Annotated in this window: 20 protein-coding genes and 1 pseudogene; 19 read left to right on the top strand and 2 right to left on the bottom strand. The window is 60.6% G+C overall.

Annotated elements, in window-relative coordinates; all coding sequences use genetic code 11:
• Positions 1-197 precede the first annotated feature (197 nt).
• The 10 genes from TK06_RS01460 (at position 198) to aceA (ending at position 12,206) form a co-directional block, all read left to right on the top strand.
• Positions 198-2,423 (top strand): NADP-dependent isocitrate dehydrogenase, encoded by a 2,226-nt coding sequence (locus TK06_RS01460; RefSeq protein WP_063320483.1) that lies wholly within the window; start codon positions 198-200, stop codon positions 2,421-2,423.
• Between the two features lie 453 nt (positions 2,424-2,876).
• Complete coding sequence (locus TK06_RS01455; protein WP_063320482.1) at positions 2,877-3,755, top strand: hypothetical protein; 879 nt, start codon at positions 2,877-2,879, stop codon at positions 3,753-3,755.
• A gap of 199 nt (positions 3,756-3,954) precedes the next feature.
• Complete coding sequence (locus TK06_RS01450; protein WP_063320481.1) at positions 3,955-4,401, top strand: NUDIX hydrolase; 447 nt, start codon at positions 3,955-3,957, stop codon at positions 4,399-4,401.
• 59 nt (positions 4,402-4,460) lie between these two features.
• Positions 4,461-5,585, top strand: a complete 1,125-nt coding sequence (gene mnmA, locus TK06_RS01445; RefSeq protein ID WP_057450008.1) for a tRNA 2-thiouridine(34) synthase MnmA — start codon at positions 4,461-4,463, stop codon at positions 5,583-5,585.
• Positions 5,582-6,205 (top strand): high frequency lysogenization protein HflD, encoded by a 624-nt coding sequence (gene hflD, locus TK06_RS01440; protein ID WP_063320480.1) that lies wholly within the window; start codon positions 5,582-5,584, stop codon positions 6,203-6,205. Before mnmA ends, hflD begins: the two co-directional genes overlap by 4 nt.
• A 248-nt stretch (positions 6,206-6,453) precedes the next feature.
• Positions 6,454-7,824, top strand: coding sequence for an adenylosuccinate lyase (gene purB, locus TK06_RS01435; RefSeq protein ID WP_063320479.1), 1,371 nt, complete (start codon positions 6,454-6,456; stop codon positions 7,822-7,824).
• Positions 7,825-7,908: 84 nt separating this feature from the next.
• Positions 7,909-9,075 carry a cupin domain-containing protein gene (locus TK06_RS01430; RefSeq protein WP_003203358.1) on the top strand — a complete coding sequence of 389 codons (1,167 nt, stop codon included), beginning with the start codon at positions 7,909-7,911 and terminating at the stop codon, positions 9,073-9,075.
• Entirely contained in the window at positions 9,068-9,493 is a 426-nt protein-coding gene (locus tag TK06_RS01425) for a GNAT family N-acetyltransferase (protein ID WP_018609216.1), read from the top strand. Before TK06_RS01430 ends, TK06_RS01425 begins: the two co-directional genes overlap by 8 nt.
• Before the next feature lie 170 nt (positions 9,494-9,663).
• Positions 9,664-10,425: a secretin N-terminal domain-containing protein gene (locus TK06_RS01420; protein ID WP_063320478.1), complete on the top strand. Its 762-nt coding sequence runs from the start codon at positions 9,664-9,666 to the stop codon at positions 10,423-10,425.
• 455 nt (positions 10,426-10,880) lie between these two features.
• Positions 10,881-12,206 (top strand): isocitrate lyase, encoded by a 1,326-nt coding sequence (gene aceA / locus TK06_RS01415; protein WP_063320477.1) that lies wholly within the window; start codon positions 10,881-10,883, stop codon positions 12,204-12,206.
• 107 nt (positions 12,207-12,313) lie between these two features.
• On the opposite strand, the gene TK06_RS33320 is transcribed toward aceA, so the two are convergent.
• Both TK06_RS33320 and TK06_RS33315 read right to left on the bottom strand, forming a co-directional pair.
• Positions 12,314-13,018, bottom strand: coding sequence for a methyl-accepting chemotaxis protein (locus TK06_RS33320; protein ID WP_371914168.1), 705 nt, complete (start codon positions 13,016-13,018; stop codon positions 12,314-12,316).
• 198 nt (positions 13,019-13,216) lie between these two features.
• Positions 13,217-14,101 (bottom strand): annotated as a pseudogene (locus tag TK06_RS33315) (methyl-accepting chemotaxis protein); the annotation flags it as partial.
• Positions 14,102-15,107: 1,006 nt separating this feature from the next.
• On the opposite strand from TK06_RS33315, the gene TK06_RS01405 reads away from it, so the two are divergent.
• From TK06_RS01405 to nuoJ, 9 genes are all read left to right on the top strand, one after another.
• Positions 15,108-15,521: an NADH-quinone oxidoreductase subunit A gene (locus tag TK06_RS01405; protein WP_030141323.1), complete on the top strand. Its 414-nt coding sequence runs from the start codon at positions 15,108-15,110 to the stop codon at positions 15,519-15,521.
• A gap of 10 nt (positions 15,522-15,531) precedes the next feature.
• The gene (locus TK06_RS01400; protein ID WP_013693708.1) at positions 15,532-16,206 is read left to right on the top strand and encodes a NuoB/complex I 20 kDa subunit family protein; all 675 of its coding nucleotides are present in this window, start codon (positions 15,532-15,534) and stop codon (positions 16,204-16,206) included.
• A gap of 72 nt (positions 16,207-16,278) precedes the next feature.
• On the top strand, positions 16,279-18,063 hold the full coding sequence (gene nuoC / locus TK06_RS01395; protein ID WP_063320475.1) for an NADH-quinone oxidoreductase subunit C/D: 1,785 nt from the start codon (positions 16,279-16,281) through the stop codon (positions 18,061-18,063).
• 2 nt (positions 18,064-18,065) lie between these two features.
• Positions 18,066-18,563: an NADH-quinone oxidoreductase subunit NuoE gene (gene nuoE, locus TK06_RS01390; protein ID WP_063320474.1), complete on the top strand. Its 498-nt coding sequence runs from the start codon at positions 18,066-18,068 to the stop codon at positions 18,561-18,563.
• Positions 18,560-19,915, top strand: a complete 1,356-nt coding sequence (nuoF, locus tag TK06_RS01385) for an NADH-quinone oxidoreductase subunit NuoF (protein WP_063320473.1) — start codon at positions 18,560-18,562, stop codon at positions 19,913-19,915. Before nuoE ends, nuoF begins: the two co-directional genes overlap by 4 nt.
• A gap of 137 nt (positions 19,916-20,052) precedes the next feature.
• Positions 20,053-22,767 (top strand): NADH-quinone oxidoreductase subunit NuoG, encoded by a 2,715-nt coding sequence (gene nuoG / locus TK06_RS01380; RefSeq protein WP_063320472.1) that lies wholly within the window; start codon positions 20,053-20,055, stop codon positions 22,765-22,767.
• Positions 22,764-23,771 carry an NADH-quinone oxidoreductase subunit NuoH gene (gene nuoH, locus TK06_RS01375; RefSeq protein ID WP_030141318.1) on the top strand — a complete coding sequence of 336 codons (1,008 nt, stop codon included), beginning with the start codon at positions 22,764-22,766 and terminating at the stop codon, positions 23,769-23,771. The genes nuoG and nuoH overlap by 4 nt, the downstream gene beginning before the upstream one ends.
• A gap of 11 nt (positions 23,772-23,782) precedes the next feature.
• Entirely contained in the window at positions 23,783-24,331 is a 549-nt protein-coding gene (gene nuoI, locus TK06_RS01370; protein ID WP_003180051.1) for an NADH-quinone oxidoreductase subunit NuoI, read from the top strand.
• A gap of 9 nt (positions 24,332-24,340) precedes the next feature.
• Complete coding sequence (gene nuoJ / locus TK06_RS01365; RefSeq protein ID WP_063320471.1) at positions 24,341-24,841, top strand: NADH-quinone oxidoreductase subunit J; 501 nt, start codon at positions 24,341-24,343, stop codon at positions 24,839-24,841.
• Position 24,842 lies beyond the last annotated feature (1 nt).

Raw genomic sequence — 24,842 nt, 5'->3', positions numbered from 1 at the left:
TCTATCACAGGACTTTTCCGCCAGTTTAAAAGCCGGACCGTTACCGCGGCCCAACCGCTTGACGCTCGACTGATGCACCCAACATCACCGCGAAGAAACCTCGACATTCGGTTCACGGATGACTTTGAACGAACGCGCTTACCCGGCGCCCTCGAGTTTCTGCGCATGCTTTAGCAAAGAAGAGAGTTAATCCGAATATGCCCACCCGCTCGAAGATCATCTATACCTTCACCGACGAAGCGCCCGCCCTCGCCACCTATTCGCTGCTGCCGATCGTCGAAGCCTTTACCGCTTCGGCCGATATCGCCGTGGAAACCCGCGATATCTCCCTCGCAGGGCGCATCCTGGCCAGCTTCCCCGAGCAACTGGGTGACAAAGCCGTAGCCGACCACCTCGCCGAATTGGGCGACCTGGCCGTTACGCCTGAAGCCAACATCATCAAGCTGCCGAACATCAGCGCCTCGGTGCCGCAACTGCAGGCCGCGATCAAGGAATTGCAGGCCCAGGGCTATGCACTGCCGGACTATCCGGAAACCGTAACCACCGATGCCGAGAAAGACGCTCGCGCCCGCTACGACAAGGTCAAGGGCAGCGCCGTGAACCCGGTCCTGCGCGAAGGCAACTCCGACCGCCGCGCACCGCTGTCGGTCAAGAACTACGCCCGCAAGCACCCGCACAAGATGGGCGCCTGGGCAGCCGACTCCAAATCCCACGTGGCCCACATGAGCACCGGCGATTTCTACGGCAGCGAAAAAGCCGCCCTGATCGACGCCGCGGGCAGCGTGAAAATCGAGCTGATCGCCCAGGATGGCACTGCCACTGTCCTGAAAGAAAAAACCACCGTACAAGCCGGTGAGATCCTCGACTGCGCCGTGATGAGCAAAAACGCCCTGCGCGACTTCATCGCCGCTGAAATCGAAGACGCCAAGCAAAAAGGCGTCCTGCTGTCGGTTCACCTCAAGGCCACCATGATGAAGGTCTCCGACCCGATCATGTTCGGCCAGATCGTTGCCGAGTTCTATAAAGATGCCCTGGCCAAGCACGCACAAGTGCTGGAGCAGATCGGCTTCAACCTGAACAACGGCATCGGCGACCTGTACGCCCGCATCAAGGCCCTGCCGGCCGAGCAACAGGCGCAGATCGAAGCCGACATCCAGGCGGTCTACGCGGCGCGCCCATCCTTGGCGATGGTCAACTCCGACAAAGGCATCACCAACCTGCACGTGCCGAGCGACGTCATCGTCGACGCCTCGATGCCAGCCATGATCCGTGACTCCGGCAAGATGTGGGGCACCGACGGCCAACTGCACGACACCAAGGCCGTGATCCCGGATCGCTGCTACGCCACCATCTACCAGGCGGTGATCGAAGACTGCAAGCAACACGGCGCCTTCGACCCAACCACCATGGGCAGCGTGCCGAACGTTGGCCTGATGGCCAAGAAAGCCGAAGAGTACGGCTCCCACGACAAGACCTTCCAGATCAAGGTCGACGGCGTGGTCCGTGTTTCGGACAGCAACGGCCGCACCCTGCTGGAGCAAAGCGTCGAAGCTGGTGACATTTTCCGCATGTGCCAGACCAAGGACGCGCCGATCCAGGATTGGGTCAAGCTGGCCGTCAACCGTGCCCGCGCCAGCGACACGCCGGCAATCTTCTGGCTGGACCCGATGCGCGCCCATGACGGCGTCGTGATCGAAAAAGTCCAGACCTACCTGAAGGACTACGACACTGCCGGCCTGGACATCCGCATCATGGCGCCGGTCGACGCGATGAAGTTCACCCTGGCCCGCACCCGCGAAGGCAAGGACACCATCTCGGTGACTGGCAACGTACTGCGCGACTACCTGACCGACCTGTTCCCGATCATGGAACTGGGCACCAGCGCCAAGATGCTGTCGATCGTGCCGCTGATGAACGGCGGTGGCCTGTTCGAAACCGGCGCTGGCGGCTCGGCCCCCAAGCACGTGCAGCAATTGCTGGAAGAAAACTTCCTGCGCTGGGATTCCCTGGGCGAGTTCCTGGCCCTGGCCGCATCCCTGGAACACCTGGGCGTGACCTACAACAACCCCAAGGCGCTGGTACTGGCCAAGACCCTGGACCAAGCCACTGGCGAGTTCCTGGACCGCAACAAATCGCCTTCGCGCAAGGTCGGCGGCATCGACAACCGTGGCAGCCACTTCTACCTGACCCTGTTCTGGGCCCAGGCACTGGCCGCCCAGGATGACGACGCAGCCCTCAAGGCTCAGTTCGCGACCCTGGCCAAGACATTGACCGACAACGAAGAAAAAATCGTTGCCGAACTCAATGCCGTCCAAGGCAAGCCAGTGGACATCGGCGGTTACTACTTCGCCAACCCGGAGCTGACCAGCAAGGCCATGCGCCCGAGCAACACCTTCAACGCGGCGATTGCCGCGCTGGTGTAAGGTTGTAAGGGAACACCACGAACCCCGGCCTTGTGCCGGGGTTTGTGTTTCCAGGCATACCAAGCGCTCCCCAACCTATCTTGCCCCACCCCATTGGCTGCCCAGGCTTACCTTGACAGTACAATCAGACAGCCTAGCCTTAAAAGCATCGTTCTAAGTACGCCCTCTTCACTGAAGGTGCATGAAGTAAACCGCGAGCGCTGAATGACCGGTGTGACCCCTACACCTTTTCAACCTTCGTGGATGCGAGATGTCTCGGCAAGAGAACGAGAGAGAGAGTCAGATCAGGCGTCATTCTGATTGCCAGCAGGTGTATCGACCTCAAGTGAGCGAAAACCGGATTGCTGAAATCGGCTACGTAGCGATAGCAACCCTTTTGGATAGTTTGAGTTTTCAGCGAAAAATACGCACTTATAAACTCACTACCTGACTCATAAACTGAGGAAATACACCATGAAAAAGACTGCGCAAGCAATTATGAACGCTCAAATACCCTTCACAATTGGAAATTTAGACTTTCAACAACTGCGAGGCTCCCCCACCCTATTTAGGAGAGAGGGCGCTGACGAGCCTTTTGAATACCCTAAAATAGAGGAATTTCCCGACCGTTACGCCATACGCTGCTCTACAGACATCCGCCCCAATCGCTTTGGACAGATATACAACTACACCCCCACCACACAACAACTAACCTTTACAAGCCCAGATGCCACATACACATTCAATTTAAACAAATTCGGAAATCAAGTTATCTACTCAACCAACTCACCTGGCGCAAGCGTCAGAGCCCCCTCTATTGTCTTCGAGGACTTTCCAGGGTTAATTCAGCTCGAAATGCACATACCCGGTAAAAAATTCGACCAACAGACAGATAAGGCCGAATGGCCCGAGGTGCAAATCAACGACCAGGTCATCAAACATTCCTCAACCAGCCCCGCGCTTACTACCCCGAAAGAAAAGGTCTTACAAGTCGTTATCAACCCCACGGACAGATTTTCATCTTTAGGTAACGTCACGCTCTATCTTTCAGACTGCGATGTATACCAAGAGTACCCACCGGGAGAAATGCACAAAATCGACAAACTCGTAGGGACGATGTCTACCGACCTCTACCTGACACCGGACAAAAGCTATCCGCCTGGCGTAACGAACCTGACGATAGAAGACGGGTTTTCGGACGCAACTGCCGTCATCGAATTCAACCACGACACTTCAAAAAAACAGGTGACCATTACAATAAAATCATTTACAGGCGCAGGCAAACTTTGTGACATACGGGACTTCCCTTACCTCGACAAATACTATCCGAATGCAATATGCATCGCCCTGTGAGGATAGGCATACTTTGCTTAGAACCCCGAAGGGCAATTGAACTTACATCCCAGCCACTGACAGGAGGACTCAATCACCTGCATGGGAGTTTGCTCGGGACGGCGATTCATCATTCGTTTAGTATCGAGCAACCCGTTGCTATTGCGAGCAAGCTCTGCCCCACAGCGGCCTGCATTCCAATTTCAAGATAAGGACTCCCATGAACTGGCAACCCCACATCACCGTCGCCACCATCGTCGAAGACAACGGTCGCTTCCTGATGGTGGAAGAATCCAAGGGTGGACGCGCGGTGCTCAACCAGCCCGCCGGCCACCTGGACCCCGACGAAACGCTGATCGAAGCCGCCGCGCGCGAAACCCTGGAAGAAACCGGCTGGGACGTCGAACCCACGAGCGTGGTGGGCATATATCTGTACACCGCCCCCAGCAACGGCGTGACCTACCAGCGAGTCTGTTTCGCCGCCAAGGCCTTGAATCATCGCCCTGACTATCAACTGGATGACGGTATCCTCGGCGCCAAATGGCTAAGCCGCGACGAACTGCTGGAGCAACGCGACCGCTGGCGCAGCGAGCTGATCATCCGCTGCATCGACGATTATCTGGCCGGCCACTGCCACAGTCTGACGCTGATCCGTCCTTCTCTTTAGCCTTGTGCGCCCGGGCCTGATAGAATCGCGTCCTTTTTCAAGACACTCATTGAACTCCTATGCGTGATCCAGCTCCTTCTGACACATCCAAGAAGCGCGTCATTGTCGGCATGTCCGGCGGCGTGGACTCTTCCGTTTCCGCCCTTCTGCTGATCGAGCAGGGTTATGAGGTGGAAGGCCTGTTCATGAAGAACTGGGAAGAAGACGACGGCACCGAATACTGCACCGCCATGGACGACCTGGCGGACGCCCAGGCGGTGTGCGACAAGATCGGCATCAAGCTGCACACCGCCAACTTCGCCGCCGAGTACTGGGACAACGTGTTCGAGCACTTCCTGGCCGAATACAAGGCCGGCCGCACGCCGAACCCGGACATCCTCTGCAACCGCGAAATCAAGTTCAAGGCGTTCCTCGACTACGCCATGATGCTCGGCGCCGACCTGATCGCCACCGGCCACTACGTGCGCCGCCGCGACATCGACGGCCGCACCGAATTGCTCAAGGGCCTGGACCCGAACAAGGACCAGAGCTACTTCCTGCATGCCGTCGGCGGCGAGCAGATCGCCAAGACGCTGTTCCCGGTAGGCGAACTGGAAAAGCCCGAAGTGCGCGCGATCGCCGAAAAACACCAGCTCGCCACCGCCAAGAAAAAAGACTCCACCGGGATCTGCTTTATCGGCGAGCGCCGTTTCAGCGACTTCCTCAAGCAATACCTGCCGGCCCAACCGGGCGAGATCAAGACGACCGAAGGCGAGGTCATCGGCCGCCACCATGGCCTGATGTATCACACCATCGGCCAGCGCCAGGGCCTGGGCATCGGCGGCCTGAAAGACGCCGGGGAAGAGCCGTGGTACGTGCTGGTCAAGGACCTGGAGCACAATGAGCTGATCGTCGGCCAAGGCAACGACCATCCCTGGTTGTTTTCCCGCGCCCTGCTCGCCTCCGACATCTATTGGGTCAACCCGATCGACCTCAGCGAACCACGCCGCCTGACGGCCAAGGTTCGCTACCGCCAGAGCGACCAGCCCTGCACCCTGGAAAAAACCGCCACGGGCTACCGAGCCACCTTCGATGACCCGCAGCGGGCGGTCACGCCCGGCCAGTCCGTGGTGTTCTATGACGGCGAAATCTGCCTGGGCGGTGGCGTGATCGAAGTCGCAGAACCCTGGAGCAGCAAGGCATGAGCCCCCTCCAGGAACAACTGACAGCATTGGGCGGTGTGTTTCTCGCCGCCGTGCTGGTGGACAGGATCGCCAAGACCGGCCAGGCCACCGAAGCGGGCGTAGCCTGCATGCTCGGCAGCCTGCTGGTTCGCGACCCCAAGGACACCCTGGAAGTCTACGGCGGCGACGACTTGAACCTGCGCGAAGGCTATCGTGCACTGATCGGCGCCCTGGAGCGCGATCCCAGCGCCCTGCAACGCGAACCGCTGCGTTATGCCCTGTCGATGCTGGGCCTTGAGCGCCAGCTGGCCAAGCGCGACGACCTGCTGGAGACCATCGGCAAACGCTTGCCGCAGATCCAGTCCCAGGTCGAGCACTTCGGCCCGTCCCACGAAAACGTCGTCGCGGCCTGCGGCGCGCTGTACCAGGACACCCTGAGTACCCTGCGCCAGCGCATCCAGGTGCATGGCGACATGCGCAACCTGCAGCAACCGAGCAATGCCTCGAAGATCCGCGCCCTGTTGCTGGCCGGTATCCGCTCGGCACGGTTGTGGCGGCAGTTGGGCGGCCATCGCTGGCAACTGGTGATCAGCCGGCGCAAATTGCTTAAAGAGCTTTACCCGTTGATGCGCAACGAATAAGTCGCCTCAGCCCATTTTTTTTGTGGCGAGGGAGCTTGCTCCCGCTGGGGCGCGAAGCGGCCCTGAATCCGGGCAACCCGGACTCAAGAGGGGCTGCTACGCAGCCCAGCGGGAGCAAGCTCCCTCGCCACAAGTAATAAATAGTGTCTCGTTACGCGTAATACGCCGGTCAGTTGGCGACGGACCGGCGCAAGATTTCATGTATGATACGCGCCCCATTTCGTTGCCCGACTGTCCGAGAACACCCCATGCAGCTCTCTTCGCTCACTGCGGTTTCCCCTGTTGACGGCCGCTACGCCGGCAAAACCCAGGCCCTGCGCCCGATTTTCAGCGAGTACGGCCTGATCCGTGCCCGCGTTCTGGTTGAAGTGCGCTGGCTCCAGCGCCTGGCCGCCCACCCTGCCATTGGCGAAGTCCCGGCGTTTTCCGCCGAAGCCAATGCCGTGCTGAACGCCCTGGCCGACAATTTTGCGCTGGAGCACGCCGAGCGCGTCAAAGAGATCGAGCGCACCACCAACCACGACGTCAAGGCCATCGAATACCTGCTCAAGGAGCAGGCGGCCAAGCTGCCGGAACTGGCCAACGTCAGCGAATTCATCCACTTTGCCTGCACCAGCGAGGACATCAATAACCTGTCCCACGCCCTGATGCTGCGCGAAGGCCGTGATGATGTACTGCTGCCGCTGATGCGCCAGACCGCCCAGGCCATCCGCGAGCTGGCGATTCGCTTCGCCGACGTGCCGATGCTGTCGCGCACCCACGGTCAACCGGCTTCGCCGACCACCCTGGGCAAGGAACTGGCGAACGTGGTCTACCGCCTGGAGCGCCAGATCGCTCAAGTCGCCGCCGTGCCGCTGCTAGGCAAGATCAACGGCGCCGTGGGCAACTACAACGCCCACCTGTCGGCCTACCCGGACATCGACTGGGAAGCCAACGCCCGCGCCTTCATCGAAGACGAACTGGGCCTGAGCTTCAACCCCTACACCACCCAGATCGAACCGCATGACTACATCGCCGAGCTGTTCGATGCGATCGCGCGCTTCAACACCATCCTGATCGACTTCGACCGCGACATCTGGGGCTACATTTCCCTGGGTTACTTCAAACAGCGCACCATCGCCGGCGAAATCGGTTCCTCGACCATGCCGCACAAGGTCAACCCGATCGACTTCGAAAACTCCGAAGGCAACCTGGGCATTGCCAACGCACTGTTCCAGCACCTGGCGAGCAAACTGCCGATCTCCCGCTGGCAGCGCGACCTGACCGACTCCACTGTGCTGCGTAACCTGGGCGTGGGTTTTGCCCATAGCGTCATTGCCTACGAAGCCAGCCTCAAGGGCATCAGCAAGCTGGAACTGAACGAGCAGAAGATCGCCGCCGACCTCGACGCTTGCTGGGAAGTTCTCGCCGAACCGATCCAGACCGTGATGCGTCGCTACAACATCGAAAACCCGTATGAAAAGCTGAAAGAGCTGACCCGTGGCAAGGGCATCAGCCCTGAAGCGTTGCAGACTTTCATCGATGGCCTGGACATGCCTGCCGAGGCCAAGGCGGAGCTGAAGAAGCTCACGCCGGCCAGCTACATCGGCAACGCGGCGGCACAAGCCAAGCGCATCTGATCCACGGCTTTACCTTTGAGACGCCCGGCCGCGCCGGGCGTTTTTATTCGCGTCTGAAAAGTATATTTTTTCAATAGGTTACACATGAATCCTGATATTCCTCTGCAACTCCTGGGCGGCATCACGGCACGGGAGTTCCTGCGCGACTACTGGCAGAAAAAACCCCTGCTGATCCGTCAGGCAATTCCTGACTTCCAAAGCCCGATCGATGCCGATGAACTGGCCGGCCTGGCCCTGGAAGAAGAAGTCGAATCGCGCCTGGTGATCGAACACGGCGAGCGCCCCTGGGAATTGCGTCGCGGCCCGTTCGCCGAAGACGAATTCAGCAAGCTGCCAGAGCGCGAGTGGACCCTGCTGGTACAGGCGGTCGATCAGTTCGTACCGGAAGTCAGCGAGCTGCTGGAGAACTTCCGCTTCCTGCCGAGCTGGCGCATCGACGATGTGATGATCAGCTTCGCCGCACCAGGTGGCAGCGTGGGTCCGCATTTCGATAACTACGACGTATTCCTGCTACAGGGCCATGGCCAGCGCAACTGGAAGATCGGCCAGATGTGCGACTCCGAAAGCCCGCTGCTGCAGCACGCCGACCTGCGCATCCTCGCTGAATTCGAAGCCACTGATGAGTGGACCCTGGAACCAGGCGACATGCTCTACCTGCCGCCGCGCCTGGCCCACTGTGGCGTGGCCGTGGACGACTGCATGACCTACTCGGTGGGTTTCCGTGCGCCGAGCGCCGCTGAAGTGCTGACTCACTTCACCGACTTCCTCAGCCAGTTCCTGCCAGACGAAGAACGCTACACCGACGCCGATGCGCGCCCGGTGGCCGACCCGCACCAGATCCAGCAGGACGCCCTCGACCGCCTCAAGGGCTTGCTGGCCGAGCACATGAGCGACGAGCGCCTGCTGCTGACCTGGTTCGGCCAGTTCATGACCGAGCCGCGCTACCCGGAACTGGTGGTGGGCCCGGAACTGGAAGAAGACGACCTGCTGGCCAGCCTGGAACAAGGCGCTGTGATCATTCGCAACCCGAGCGCGCGCCTGGCTTGGTCGGAAGTCGATGACGACCTGCTGCTGTTCGCCAGCGGCCAGAGCCGTTACCTGCCAGGCAAGCTGCGCGAGCTGCTGAAAATGATCTGCGCCGCCGACGCCCTGCACATCGAGAACCTCGGTCCGTGGTTGGCCGACGAAGACGGTCGCGGCCTGGTCTGCGAGCTGGTCAAGCAAGGCAGCCTGGGGTTTGCCGATGAATAAAATTCACGTTCGTGTCGCAGACTGGCAAAAGGATAACGCCGAGATCCGGCGCATTCGTGAGACCGTGTTCATTGCCGAGCAGTCCGTCCCTCCTGAGTTGGAATGGGATGCCGACGACCAGAGCGCGGTGCATTTTCTGGCGTTTGAAGGTGACTTTCCCATCGGCACCGCCCGCCTGTTGACCGATGGCCATATCGGCCGTGTCTCGGTCCTCAAGGACTGGCGTGGCCTGAAGGTGGGCGACGCGCTGATGCACGCCGTGATCGCCGAAGCCGAGAAGCGTGGGCTCCAGCAACAGATGCTCAGCGCCCAGGTGCACGCCACGCCGTTCTACGAGCGGCTGGGGTTTGCGGTGGTCAGCGAGGAGTTCCTGGAAGCCGGGATTCCGCATGTGGACATGGTGCGGCATTCGGCTTGAACCCCCGCCTACCAGCAAGATGATGGCCTTTGTGGCGAGGGCATCACACAACATCCAAAACGCCCCGTCATCCCCCGATGCCGGGGCGTTTTGCCGTCTACCATTCAACTTGCCCCATCCGGGGCCGACAAACTGGCAATATCAAGCCTTTGTCTCGCGGAGAAATGGACATGCCTCTACGCACCTTCCTGGTTACCCTGCTGCTCGGTTGCAGCCTGTCGGTCATGGCCGACACGCAAATCGTGCCGCTGAACTACCGCACCAGCGCCGACCTGCTGCCGGTGGCACAGAACTTCATCGGCAAGGACGGCCAGGTCAGCGCCTACGGCAACCAACTGATCGTCAACGCCGAGCCCGGCAAGATCGAAGAACTGCGGCAATTCCTCGCCCAATTGGACACCGCACCCAAGCGCCTGCTGATTACGGTCGACACCAACGAAAACAACCTGCAGGGCGACCAGGGTTATTCGATCAACGGCGCCGCCCCCAGCCAGACCCGCATTATCAACCGCAGCACCGCCAGCCGTGACGGCGGCGTGCAGCAGGTGCAGGCCAGTGAAGGCCAGCCGGCGCTGATCCAGGTCGGCCAGAGCGTGCCATTCACTAGCAACCAGACCGACAACTACGGCCGCATGCAGAGCCAGACTGAATACCGCAACGTCACCCAGGGTTTTTATGTCACGGCCAGCGTCACCGGCGAGACCGTTCATCTGAGCATCAGCACCAATCGTGACCGCATGAGCCAGGAGCGTCCCGATGTAGTGAACGTTCAGAGTACCGACACAACCGTCAGTGGCCGCCTGGGCGAATGGATCACCCTGGCCGGCGTCAATCGCCAGACTCAAGCCGACAAACAGGGCCTGACCCGCAGCTACTCGACCCAGGGCCGCGACGACATGATTTTGCGGGTCAAGGTCGATACCCTGAACTGAAGCACCAAAAACTGACTGATGAGTCGTATTAGACCAAAGATGTAGTGCCATAAAAAAAGCACTACAAAACGTTTGACGAGCAAAAAAACCGAAGGCATGATGGCCTCGCTCCCGCTAATCAGGGGCCCTGGCAAGGGCCTTCGGGTCGACGCTTGCAACTACCCTGCGAGCCGATTCGTGTCTGTACCGCCCACAAGGTGTGTTTGACGAGGTTGCGACTGGAACGAAGTTGTCCCGAGGGACGGAAGCGTAACTAGGTAACCCGGCATCACTCTGAGTTCGTATGGAGGCCCACGACGCCCGAATGCGCCCGCAGTTCGCCCCTACCTGCTCACTTTCCCCTCGAGCCCATCGTTCATCCCGTCGCCTCCCCGCCTGAACCGACTTGTACGCCAACCCCTGGTCGGCAGGAGCAGGAATTTTCCACCAAGACCTATGCGACGAGGTTTATCTCCATGGCACTGACACGCGAACAGCAAATTGCAGCCCTTGAAAAAGACTGGGCTGAAAACCCGCGCTGGAAAGGCGTGAAGCGCAATTATTCCGCTGCTGACGTCGTCCGTCTGCGTGGCTCGGTTCAACCTGAGCACACCCTTGCGAAAATGGGCGCCGAGAAGCTCTGGAACCTGGTGACCCAGGGCGCCAAGCCAGCCTTCCGTCCCGAGAAAGATTTCGTCAACTGCATGGGCGCCCTGACCGGCGGCCAGGCTGTGCAGCAAGTCAAGGCCGGCATCCAGGCGATCTACCTGTCGGGCTGGCAAGTGGCCGCGGACAACAACTCCGCCGAGTCGATGTACCCCGACCAGTCGCTGTACCCGGTGGATTCGGTTCCAACCGTGGTCAAGCGCATCAACAACTCGTTCCGTCGCGCCGACCAGATCCAGTGGAAAGCCGGCAAGAACCCGGGCGACGAAGGCTACATCGACTACTTCGCGCCGATCGTGGCTGACGCTGAAGCCGGTTTCGGTGGCGTCCTGAACGCCTACGAGCTGATGAAGAGCATGATCGAGGCTGGCGCCGCCGGCGTTCACTTCGAAGACCAACTGGCCTCGGTGAAGAAATGCGGCCACATGGGCGGCAAGGTGCTGGTTCCAACCCAGGAAGCCGTGCAGAAGCTGACCGCTGCCCGCCTGGCTGCCGACGTTGCCGGGGTACCGACCATCATCCTGGCCCGTACCGACGCCAACGCCGCTGACCTGCTGACCTCCGACTGCGACCCGTACGACCAGCCGTTCGTAACCGGTACCCGCACCCAGGAAGGCTTCTACAAGGTGCGCGCCGGCCTCGACCAGGCCATCGCCCGTGGCCTGGCCTATGCGCCGTACGCCGACCTGATCTGGTGCGAAACCGCCAAGCCGGACCTGGACGAAGCCCGTCGCTTCGCCGAAGCGATCAAGAAGGAATACCCCGACCAGATCCTGTCGTACAACTGCTCGCCTTCCTTCAACTGGAAGAAGAACCTGGACGACGCGACCATCGCCAAGTTCCAGCGCGAACTGTCCGCCATGGGCTACAAGCACCAGTTCATCACCCTGGCCGGCATCCACAACATGTGGCACAGCATGTTCAACCTGGCGCACGACTACGCCCGCAACGACATGACCGCCTACGTGAAGCTGCAAGAGCAAGAGTTCGCTGACGCCGCCAAGGGCTACACCTTCGTGGCTCACCAGCAGGAAGTGGGCACCGGCTACTTCGACGACATGACCACCGTGATCCAGGGCGGCACTTCGTCGGTGACCGCACTGACCGGCTCCACCGAAGAAGAACAGTTCCACTGATTCACACGCTTGCCTCGAGTAAGCGGCCCTTGCGGACCGGATAAAAACTAACCGCAAAGCCGACGATCTGAAGCCCCGACTGGTTCGGGGCTTTTTTTTTCCGTTTTTTACACTTTGAAGTGACTGACCAGTTGCTGCAACTGGTTACCCAGGCGCGCCAGCTCGATGCTGGAGGCTGCGGTTTCTTCGCTGGCTGAAGCGGTCTGTTCGGATACATCGCGCACATTCAGGATGCTGCGGCTGATTTCCTCGGCCACCGAGCTTTGTTGCACCGCAGCAGCGGCAATCTGCTGGTTCATGGCCTGGATGCCCGAAACCGCCTGGGTGATGTTACCCAGGGAAATGCCGGCCTTGCCGGCCAGTTCCACGCTGCTGTCGGTCAGTTCGCGGCTATTGCGCATGATACTCGACACCTGGCGCGTGCCGTTCTGCAAGCCCGCCACCAGGCTTTCGATCTCTTCGGTGGAATGCTGGGTACGCTGGGCCAGCCCACGCACTTCGTCGGCGACCACGGCAAAACCGCGCCCGGCGTCACCCGCGCGGGCGGCCTCGATGGCGGCGTTAAGGGCCAGCAAGTTGGTCTGCTCCGCCACCGCCCTGATCACGTCCATGATCTTGCCGATGCGCGCGCTTTCTTGTTCCAGCTCATCCATGGCGTCGACGGAACGCCCGACTTCGCTGGCCAAGCGTTCGATCTGAACGATGGCTTGCGCAACCACCTGGTCGCCGATACGGGCCTGTGCATCAGCCTCTGACGCGACCGTGCAAGCCTGTTCAGCATTACGCGCGACTTCGTGCACGGTGGCCGACATTTCCTGCATGGCGGTAGCCACCTGGTCGGTCTCGGTCTTCTGGCTATTGACCCCGGCACTGGTCTGCTCGGTGACAGCCGATAACTCTTCGGCGGCGCTGGCGATTTGGGTGACGCCATCGCGGATGCCACCGATCAAGTCGCGCAACGTGGTGCCCATGCGCTGGATACCTTGCTGCAAGACACCCAGTTCATCACCCCGGGTCACGACCGTACCTTGCGTGAGGTCGCCTGCCGCAATGCGATCGACCACCGCCAATGTGTCCTGCAACGGCCGGGTAATCTGGCGAGTGATGATCATGGCCGCAAGAATCCCCAACAGCATCGCCAAGGCAGTGCAGCTCAACTGCAGGATACGGGACTGGGCGCTTTCGTCACCCAGGGAGACCAACTGGCTGGCGTACATTTCGTCAGTCAGACGGGTGATGGTTTCACCCAGATCGATGGTGTCTTGCACGGCCTTGCCAATGGCCTGATTACTGGCGGTGAAGTTCTGCACCGAACGGCGGTAAGCAATCAGCGCGGTTTCCAATTGCTTGATGGTGTCGGCATAGCTCGGGCCGAAAGCACCGTTAAGGGTTTCGATGCTCTTGAGCGCATTTTCGAGCTGGCGGGTGGCGGCCTGTTCGGTGGCGCTGTTGGGGTTGCCCGTGTAGCCACGCACTTCATAACGCACCAGCGCGACGTCCTCTTTGGCTTTGAGGATAATCCGGTACAACTCAAAACGCCGCTCGTCCGTGGCAGGCATTGCTTCTACGTCATTGATGACCTTGGCTATCAGCGCGGCGCCCTTGACCGCATTGACGCCCATCTCCTTGCGCATGGCTGCGTCAGTGCGATAAGCCTCGCGCATTGTATTCAGCGCCACTTGATACTCGGTGCTGGCCTGCTCGATCAGCGCAAGTTTTTTCAGGTTTTCGGGTTTTTTCAACTCATTTGCAAGGCTTTTTTGCTTGGCGACAAATTGTTCCAGCGACGCCTGGATCAATTCACCCTTTTGTTCATCGCCCTTGTCCACCTGGTATTGCAAGCGAGCCCTGCGCAGGTGATCAAGACGGTTGCCGAGCTCGGTAATGCTGGTCATTCGATCCGCACGCTGGATCATCTTGCCCAGGCTGGTCCAGCCGGTCGCGGCCAGGATAGCGGTTAGAAACAGCACAACAGCAAAACCCAGAGCCAGCTTGAGCATCACGCTCATGTTCGCGATCCAAGAGTTCATGACAGTCCTTTGGTAATCCGCCGCGAACGATGAAAACTGACGCAGCTATCTATGAAGGGGCAATTGTCTAATCAACATTGATATAGATGATTAGATGAGTGAGCGGCAAAGATAGCCATTTGCCATCAACTCTTCAAGGCTCTAGGGCCGGCCTCATGCCGATTTTTGCAGGCAAAGCGGGTTCGCTTAACGCGCCAATGCCTGGGCGTAGGGTTCTTGGTTGGCTCGGCTGGGCGGCCTCGATCTGATGACGGAGGTTTTTTCACCCGTTTTCCTTGAAGCCACCTACGCTGTAAGAGCAAGCCTGCACTGTGGAGGCCAGGCTTGGCTGCGATGCACGATAAGGCTGTCTGCCTCGGGACCGCGTTGTCGACATTGCAAGCAAGCTTGGCTTCCACGGGAGCAGTCCCTCATGCAGACCCAACCTTCGCCGGACGCCGCCCTCACAAAAACTTCGACGCAGCGCTAGGAAAATTGATCGAACGCAGTATTGGGCAGTCGGAAAAGGAGTAAAACGTCCGACGCTGACAATTGCAGTAGCGACGATGTAAGACAGCCTCTCGGACACGACACTAAGTGCACTGTAGAAAAGGCTGGCTAGATAATAATAATTATCATTTGGAAGTCGTTATCATTGTTACATTCCGCACGAAATATTATTGCTGAACAGCCGGCCAACGCCCACGGGGCCGGGGCCGCAGGGCTCTGGAGGTGCGCTATGTCCTTATTCCAATAAATAATTTCGCCATAGGAATTTTACTTGCCCGGTGTTTAGCCATAAAATCACCGCGATTGATTGCTGCGACATATCGTCACTGCGTTATTTCTATTCAAGCTCAGAGACCTTTGCTCTCTGTTAAGGATTTCCAGCATGCCCGAAGCGACAGGACTCATGGCCCACAACTGGGGCTTTGCCATTTTCCTTCTGGGTGTCGTCGGCCTGTGCGCCTTCATGCTCGGCGTGTCGAGCCTGCTCGGGTCAAAAGCCTGGGGCCGCAGCAAAAATGAACCGTTCGAGTCCGGCATGCTACCTACCGGTGGCGCCCGCTTGCGGCTCTCAGCCAAATTCTATCTGGTCGCGATGCTCTTCGTGATCTTCGATATCGAAGCCCTCTTTCTCTTTGCCTGGTCTGTGTCCGTCCGCGAAAGCGGCTGGACCGGATTCGTCGAAGCTCTCGTTTTCATAGCAATTCTGTTGGCAGGTCTTGTCTACCTTTACCGAGTGGGGGCGCTTGATTGGGCTCCGGAAGCTCGGCGCAAGCGGCAAGCGAAGCTGAAACAATGAGGCTTTGGCAATGCAATACAATCTCACCAGGATCGACCCCGATGCTCCTAACGAGCAGTATCCGATTGGCGAACGGGAAACCGTCGCCGATCCGTTAGAAGATCAAGTCCACAAAAACATCTTCATGGGCAAGCTCGAAGACGTGCTGAACAGCACGGTCAACTGGGGTCGCAAGAACTCCCTGTGGCCGTACAACTTCGGTCTTTCGTGCTGCTACGTGGAAATGACCACCGCCTTCACGGCACCCCACGACATCGCGCGCTTTGGCGCCGAAGTGATCCGGGCATCGCCACGCCAGGCGGATTTCATGGTTATCGCCGGTACCTGCTTCATCAAGATGGCGCCGATCATCCAGCGTCTCTACGAGCAAATGCTCGAGCCGAAGTGGGTTATCTCCATGGGTTCGTGCGCCAACTCCGGTGGCATGTACGACATCTACTCCGTCGTTCAAGGGGTGGACAAGTTCCTGCCCGTGGACGTCTACGTGCCCGGCTGCCCGCCTCGCCCTGAAGCTTTCCTGCAAGGCCTAATGCTGTTGCAGGAGTCGATTGGCCAGGAGCGTCGCCCGCTGTCCTGGGTCGTTGGCGATCAAGGCGTCTATCGCGCCGACATGCCATCGCAAAAGGAACAGCGCCGCGAACAGCGTATCGCAGTCACCAACTTGCGCAGCCCCGACGAAGTCTGATCCAGCTCTGTTCCCTACAAGAAACGAGAACCTGGCTTCATTCTTTACGTTGACCGAAAGCGATAAATAACCATGACTACAGGCAGTGCTCTGTACATCCCGCCTTACAAGGCAGACGACCAGGATGTGGTCGTCGAACTGAACAACCGTTTTGGCCCCGAGGCGTTCACCGCCCAGCCGACCCGCACCGGCATGCCGGTACTTTGGGTTGCCCGCGCCAAACTCGTCGAAGTCCTGACTTTCCTGCGCAACCTGCCCAAGCCGTACGTCATGCTCTATGACCTGCACGGCGTGGACGAGCGTCTGCGCACCAAGCGTCAAGGGCTGCCCGACGGCGTCGACTTCACTGTGTTCTATCACTTGCTGTCGATCGAGCGTAATAGTGACGTAATGATCAAGGTCGCCTTGTCCGAGAGCGACCTCAGCGTGCCGACCGTGACCGGTATCTGGCCGAACGCCAACTGGTACGAACGTGAAGTGTGGGACATGTTCGGGATCGACTTCCCCGGCCACCCGCACCTGTCGCGCATCATGATGCCACCGACCTGGGAAGGTCACCCGCTGCGCAAGGACTTCCCGGCCCGTGCCACCGAGTTCGACCCGTTCAGCCTGTCCCTGGCCAAGCAACAGCTCGAGGAAGAAGCCGCGCGCTTCAAGCCTGAAGACTGGGGCATGAAGCGTTCGGGCGCCAACGAGGACTACATGTTCCTCAACCTCGGCCCGAACCACCCTTCGGCCCACGGTGCGTTCCGCATCATCCTGCAGCTGGACGGCGAAGAGATCGTCGACTGCGTCCCTGACATCGGCTACCACCACCGTGGCGCCGAGAAAATGGCCGAGCGCCAGTCCTGGCACAGCTTCATCCCGTACACCGACCGCATCGACTACCTCGGCGGCGTGATGAACAACCTGCCGTACGTGCTGTCGGTCGAAAAACTGGCCGGGATCAAGGTACCGGAGAAGGTCGACGTCATCCGCATCATGATGGCCGAGTTCTTCCGTATCACCAGCCACCTGCTGTTCCTGGGGACCTATATCCAGGACGTGGGGGCGATGACCCCGGTGTTCTTCACCTTCACCGACCGCCAGAAGGCCTACACGGTGATCGAAGCCATCACCGGTTTCCGCCTGCACCCGGCCTGGTACCGCATCGGTGGCGTGGCCCACGACCTGCCACGCGGCTGGGAAAAGCTGGTCAAGGACTTCGTCGAGTGGATGCCCAAGCGCCTGGACGAATACACCAAGGCCGCCCTGCAGAACAGCATCCTCAAGGGTCGTACCATCGGGGTCGCTGCCTACAACACCAAAGAGGCCCTGGAATGGGGTGTCACTGGTGCCGGCCTGCGTTCCACCGGTTGCGACTTCGACCTGCGCAAGGCGCGCCCTTACTCCGGCTACGAAAACTTCGAATTCGAAGTACCGCTGGCGGCCAATGGCGATGCCTACGACCGCTGCATGGTTCGCGTCGAGGAAATGCGCCAGAGCATCAAGATCATCGACCAATGCCTGCGCAACATGCCGGAAGGCCCGTACAAGGCGGATCACCCGCTGACCACGCCGCCGCCAAAAGAGCGCACGCTGCAACACATCGAGACCCTGATCACGCACTTCCTGCAGGTTTCGTGGGGCCCGGTCATGCCGGCCAACGAGTCCTTCCAGATGATCGAAGCGACCAAGGGCATCAACAGTTATTACCTGACGAGCGACGGCGGCACCATGAGCTACCGCACCCGGATTCGCACCCCAAGCTACCCGCACCTGCAGCAGATCCCTTCCGTGATCAAAGGCAGCATGGTCGCGGACTTGATCGCGTACCTGGGTAGTATCGATTTCGTTATGGCCGACGTGGACCGCTAAGCATGAACAGCACGCTTATCCAGACAGACCGTTTCGCCCTGAGCGAAACCGAGCGCTCGGCCATCGAGCACGAGCTGCATCACTACGAAGACCCGCGCGCGGCGTCGATCGAAGCCCTGAAGATTGTCCAGAAGGAACGTGGCTGGGTGCCCGATGGCGCGCTCTACGCCATCGGCGAGATCCTCGGTATCCCGGCCAGCGACGTCGAAGGCGTCGCCACCTTCTACAGCCAGATTTTCCGCCAGCCAGTTGGTCGTCACATCATTCGCGTCTGCGACAGCATGGTCTGCTACATCGGCGGCCACGAATCGGTGGTCAGCGAGATCCAGAGCAAGCTGGGCATTGGCCTCGGCCAGACCACCGCCGACGGTCGCTTCACCCTGCTGCCAGTGTGCTGCCTGGGTAACTGCGACAAGGCCCCGGCGCTGATGATCGATGACGACACCTTCGGTGACGTCAAGCCAGATGGTGTCGCCAACCTGCTGGAGGGCTACGTATGACCCTGACTTCCTTCGGGCCCGCCAACCGCATCCAGCGTTCGGCCGAAACCCATCCCCTGACCTGGCGTCTGCGTGACGACGGCGAAGCGGTATGGCTGGACGAATACCAGGCCAAGAACGGCTACGCTGCCGCGCGCAAGGCGTTCGCCGACATGGCCGGCGACGACATCGTCCAGACCGTGAAGGATTCCGGCCTCAAGGGCCGTGGCGGTGCGGGCTTCCCCACCGGCGTGAAGTGGGGCCTGATGCCCAAGGACGAATCCATCAACATCCGCTACCTGCTGTGCAACGCGGATGAAATGGAGCCCAACACCTGGAAAGACCGCATGCTGATGGAGCAACTGCCCCATCTGCTGATCGAAGGCATGCTGATCAGCGCCCGCGCGCTGAAAACCTACCGTGGCTATATCTTCCTGCGTGGCGAATACACCACCGCCGCCAAGCACCTGAACCGTGCAGTGGAAGAAGCCAAGGCCGCAGGCCTGCTGGGCAAGAACATCCTGGGCAGCGGCTTCGATTTCGAGCTGTTCGTCCACACCGGTGCCGGGCGCTATATCTGCGGTGAAGAAACCGCACTGATCAACTCCCTGGAAGGCCGTCGCGCCAACCCACGTTCCAAGCCGCCCTTCCCTGCCGCCGTGGGCGTGTGGGGCAAGCCGACCTGCGTGAACAACGTCGAGACCCTGTGCAACGTGCCGGCGATCATCGCCGACGGCGTGGACTGGTACAAATCCCTGGCCCGTGACGGCAGCGAAGACATGGGCACCAAGCTCATGGGCTTCTCCGGCAAGGTCAAGAACCCTGGCCTGTGGGAACTGCCGTTCGGCGTCACCGGCCGCGAACTGTTCGAAGACTACGCCGGCGGCATGCGCGACGGCTACACGCTCAAGTGCTGGCAGCCTGGCGGCGCCGGTACCGGGTTCCTGTTGCCCGAACACCTGGACGCCCAAATGTACGCCGGCGGCATCGCCAAGGTCGGCACCCGCATGGGTACCGGCCTGGCGATGGCGGTGGACAACAGCGTCAACATGGTGTCGCTGCTGCGCAACATGGAAGAGTTCTTCTCCCGCGAGTCGTGCGGTTTCTGCACCCCTTGCCGCGATGGCCTGCCCTGGAGCGTCAAGCTGCTGCGGGCCCTTGAAAACGGCGAAGGCCAGGCCGGTGACATCGAGACCCTGCTGGGTCTGGTGGGTTTCCTCGGCCCAGGCAAGACCTTCTGTGCTCACGCACCGGGTGCCGTGGAGCCGTTGGGCAGCGCGATCAAATACTTCCGTCCAGAGTTCGAAGCCGGCATCGCGCCCACCAGCGCCGTCGTCCCGCCTCTGGCAAAGCCGATCGTAGTCGGCGCGTAAACGCTTAAAAAGGCGAAGGGTCCGTACCCTTCGCCTTCTCGCGTGATGACGCCGTAAACGGCTGTGTTGATTCACGCGAATAACAAGATTCCATTAGCCACGCCCGCTGACACCGGGCCAACGAAGAACTTTGAACCATGGCCACTATCCACGTAGACGGCAAAGAGCTCGAAGTCGATGGCGCAGACAACCTGTTACAGGCATGTCTGTCCCTGGGCCTCGACATTCCTTATTTCTGCTGGCACCCCGCCCTTGGCAGCGTTGGCGCTTGTCGCCAGTGCGCGGTCAAGCAGTACACCGACGAGAACGACAAGCGTGGTCGGATCGTCATGTCCTGCATGACCCCCGCCACCGACGGCAGCTGGATCTCCATCGACGACGAAGAAGCGAAAGTGTTTCGCGCCAGCGTCGTCGAATGGCTGATGACCAACCACCCTCACGACTGCCCGGTCTGTGAGGAAGGCGGCCACTGCCATCTGCAAGACATGACCGTGATGACCGGCCACAACGAGCGCCGTTATCGCTTCACCAAGCGCACCCACCAGAACCAGGACCTCGGTCCGTTCATCTCCCACGAGATGAACCGCTGCATCGCCTGCTACCGTTGCGTGCGTTTCTACAAGGACTACGCCGGCGGCACCGACCTGGGCGTATTCGGCGCCCACGACAACGTGTATTTCGGTCGCGTTGAAGACGGCACCCTGGAAAGCGAGTTCTCCGGCAACCTCACCGAGGTCTGCCCGACCGGTGTGTTCACCGACAAGACCCACTCCGAGCGTTACAACCGCAAGTGGGACATGCAGTTCTCGCCGAGCATCTGCCATGGCTGCTCCAGCGGTTGCAACATCTCTCCGGGCGAGCGCTACGGTGAACTGCGGCGCATCGAAAACCGCTTCAACGGTTCGGTTAACCAGTACTTCCTGTGTGACCGTGGCCGTTTCGGCTATGGCTACGTCAACCGCAAGGATCGCCCACGCCAACCGCAGCTGGCGGGCGGTGCCAAGCTGAGCCTGGACGAAGCGCTGGACAAGGCCGCCGAGCTGCTGCGCGGTCGCAACATCGTCGGCATCGGTTCGCCACGGGCCAGCCTGGAAAGCAACTACGCCCTGCGTGAACTGGTCGGTGCCGAGCACTTCTACAGCGGCATCGAAGCCGGTGAGCTGGAACGCATCCGCCTGGTGCTGCAAGTGCTCAAGGACAGCCCGCTGCCCGTGCCGACGATGCGTGACATCGAAGACCACGACGCGGTGTTCGTGCTTGGCGAAGACCTGACCCAGACCGCCGCCCGCATGGCCCTGGCCCTGCGCCAGTCGGTCAAGGGCAAGGCCGAAGACATGGCCGACGCCATGCGCGTCCAGCCATGGCTCGACGCCGCCGTGAAGAACATCGGCCAGCACGCGCTGAACCCGCTGTTCATCGCCAGCCTCGCTGAAACCAAGCTCGACGACGTCGCCGAAGAATGCGTCCACGCCGCCCCTGACGACCTGGCCCGTATCGGCTTTGCCGTGGCCCACGCCCTGGACGCCAGCGCCCCGGCCGTCGAAGGCCTGGACAGCGAAGCGGCCGCCCTGGCCCAGCGCATCGCCGACGCCCTGCTGGCCGCCAAGCGCCCACTGATCATCGCCGGCACCTCGTTGGGCTCCAAGGCGCTGATCGAAGCCGCCGCCAACATCGCCAAGGCCCTGAAGCTGCGCGAGAAGAACGGTTCCATCAGCCTGATCGTGCCGGAGGCCAACAGCCTCGGCCTGGCCATGCTCGGTGGCGAATCGGTGGACGCCGCCCTGCAAGCGGTGATCGACGGCAGCGCCGACGCCATCGTAGTGCTGGAAAACGACCTCTACACCCGCACCGACAAGGCCCGCGTAGACGCCGCCCTGAACGCCGCGAAAGTGCTGATCGTCGCCGACCATCAGAAAACCGCCACCATCGACCGCGCCAACCTGGTGCTGCCGGCGGCGAGCTTCGCCGAAGGCGACGGTACACTGGTCAGCCAGGAAGGTCGCGCCCAGCGCTTCTTCCAGGTTTTCGACCCGCAATACCTGGACGCCAGCATCCTCGTACACGAAGGCTGGCGCTGGCTGCATGCCCTGCGCGCCACCCTGCTGGACCAGCCGATCGACTGGACGCAACTGGACCACGTCACCGCCGCCGTCGCTTCGAGCAGCCCGCAACTGGCCGCCATTGTCGACGCCGCACCGTCCGCCTCGTTCCGCATCAAAGGCCTGAAGCTGGCGCGCGAACCGCTGCGCTACTCCGGTCGCACCGCCATGCGCGCCGACATCAGCGTTCACGAACCGCGCACTTCCCAGGACAACGACACTGCGTTCTCGTTCTCCATGGAAGGCTACTCGGGCTCGACCGAACCGCGTTCCCAGGTGCCGTTCGCCTGGTCGCCGGGCTGGAACTCGCCGCAAGCGTGGAACAAGTTCCAGGACGAAGTCGGCGGTCACCTGCGTGCCGGCGACCCGGGCACCCGCCTGATCGAAAGCCAGGGCGATGGCCTCAGCTGGTTCGCCAGCGTGCCGCGCGCCTTCAACCCGGCGCCGGGCACCTGGCAGGTCGTGCCGTTCCATCACCTGTTCGGCAGCGAAGAGAACTCTTCCAAGGCCGCTCCGGTGCAGGAACGCATCCCAGCCGCCTACGTGGCGCTGGCCAAGTCCGAAGCCGATCGCCTGGGCGTCAACGACGGGGCCCTGTTGAGCCTGAACGTGGCCGGCCAGACCCTGCGTCTGCCGCTGCGCATCAATGAAGAACTGGGCGCCGGCCTGGTGGCCCTGCCGGCCGGCCTGGCGGGCATTCCGCCAGCCGTATTCGGCAAAACCGTCGACGGTCTGCAGGAGGCAGCGCAATGAGCTGGTTCACCCCCGAAGTGATCGCCGTGATCCTGACGGTTCTCAAGGCCATCGTGATCCTGCTGGCCGTGGTGGTCTGCGGCGCCCTGCTGAGCTTCGTCGAGCGTCGCCTGCTGGGCTGGTGGCAGGACCGCTACGGTCCGAACCGTGTCGGCCCGTTCGGCATGTTCCAGATCGCCGCCGACATGATCAAGATGTTCTTCAAGGAAGACTGGACGCCGCCGTTCGCCGACAAGGTGATCTTCACCCTGGCACCGGTCGTGGCCATGAGCGCCTTGCTGATCGCCTTCGCGATCATCCCGATCACCCCGACCTGGGGCGTGGCGGACCTGAACATCGGCCTGCTGTTCTTCTTCGCCATGGCTGGCCTGTCGGTGTATGCGGTGCTGTTCGCCGGTTGGTCGAGCAACAACAAGTTCGCCCTGCTGGGCAGCCTGCGGGCCTCGGCCCAGACCGTGTCCTACGAAGTGTTCATGGGCCTGTCGCTCATGGGCATCGTGATCCAGGCCGGCTCGTTCAACATGCGCGACATCGTCGAGTACCAGGCCCAGAACCTGTGGTTCATCATTCCGCAGTTCTTCGGTTTCTGTACTTTCTTCATCGCTGGCGTGGCCGTGACTCACCGTCACCCCTTCGACCAGCCGGAAGCGGAGCAGGAACTCGCCGACGGTTACCACATTGAATATGCCGGCATGAAATGGGGCATGTTCTTCGTTGGTGAATACATCGGCATCATCCTGATCTCGGCGCTGCTGGTGACGCTGTTCTTCGGTGGCTGGCACGGCCCGTTCGGCATCCTGCCGCAACTGTCCTTCGTCTGGTTTGCGCTGAAGACCGCGTTCTTCATCATGCTGTTCGTCCTGCTGCGCGCCTCGATCCCGCGCCCACGCTACGACCAGGTGATGGACTTCAGCTGGAAATTCTGCCTGCCGCTGACCCTGATCAACATGCTGGTGACCGCTGCGATCGTTTTGATGAACGCGCCTGCGGCCGCGGTTCAGTGAGGATTTGACCCATGTTCAAATATATTGGCGACATCGTTAAGGGTACTGGTACCCAACTGCGAAGCCTGGTCATGATCTTCGGCCATGGCTTCCGCAAGCGTGACACCCTGCAATACCCGGAAGAGCCGGTCTACCTGGCGCCGCGCTATCGCGGCCGCATCGTCCTGACCCGCGACCCCGACGGCGAGGAACGCTGCGTGGCCTGCAACCTGTGCGCCGTGGCGTGCCCGGTAGGTTGCATCTCGCTGCAGAAAGCTGAAACCGAAGACGGTCGCTGGTACCCGGACTTCTTCCGCATCAACTTCTCGCGCTGCATTTTCTGCGGCCTCTGCGAGGAAGCGTGCCCGACCACCGCGATCCAGCTCACACCGGATTTCGAAATGGCCGAGTTCAAACGTCAGGACCTGGTGTACGAGAAAGAAGATCTGCTGATTTCCGGTCCCGGTAAAAACCCTGATTACAACTTCTATCGTGTTGCAGGTATGGCCATTGCCGGTAAGCCAAAAGGCGCCGCGCAGAACGAAGCCGAACCGATCAACGTGAAGAGCTTGCTGCCTTAAGGAAGAAAGATGGAATTCGCTTTCTATTTCGCATCGGGTATCGCGGTGGTGTCCACGCTTCGTGTGGTCACCAACACCAATCCCATCCATGCCCTGCTCTACCTGATCATTTCGCTGATCGCCGTGGCCATGACCTTCTTCGCCCTCGGTGCACCGTTCGCCGGTGCGCTGGAAGTGATCGCCTACGCCGGCGCCATCATGGTGCTGTTCGTGTTCGTGGTGATGATGCTCAACCTTGGCCCGGCCGCGGTCCAGCAGGAACGCTCCTGGCTCAAGCCCGGTATCTGGGCGGGGCCGGTGATCCTGTCCGCCCTGCTGCTGGGTGAACTGCTGTATGTGCTGTTCGCTCACCAGAGCGGCCAGGCCATCGGCCACACCACCGTAGGTGCCAAGGCCGTGGGCATCAGCCTGTTCGGTCCGTACCTGCTGGTGGTCGAACTCGCCTCGATGCTGCTGCTTGCCGCAGCCGTCACAGCGTTCCATTTGGGCCGTAACGAGGCGAAGGAGTAAT

The organism is Pseudomonas fluorescens (assembly GCF_001623525.1).
Taxonomy (GTDB): Bacteria; Pseudomonadota; Gammaproteobacteria; order Pseudomonadales; family Pseudomonadaceae; genus Aquipseudomonas; species Aquipseudomonas fluorescens_Q.
This window is presented reverse-complemented; position numbering and strand designations above follow the sequence as displayed.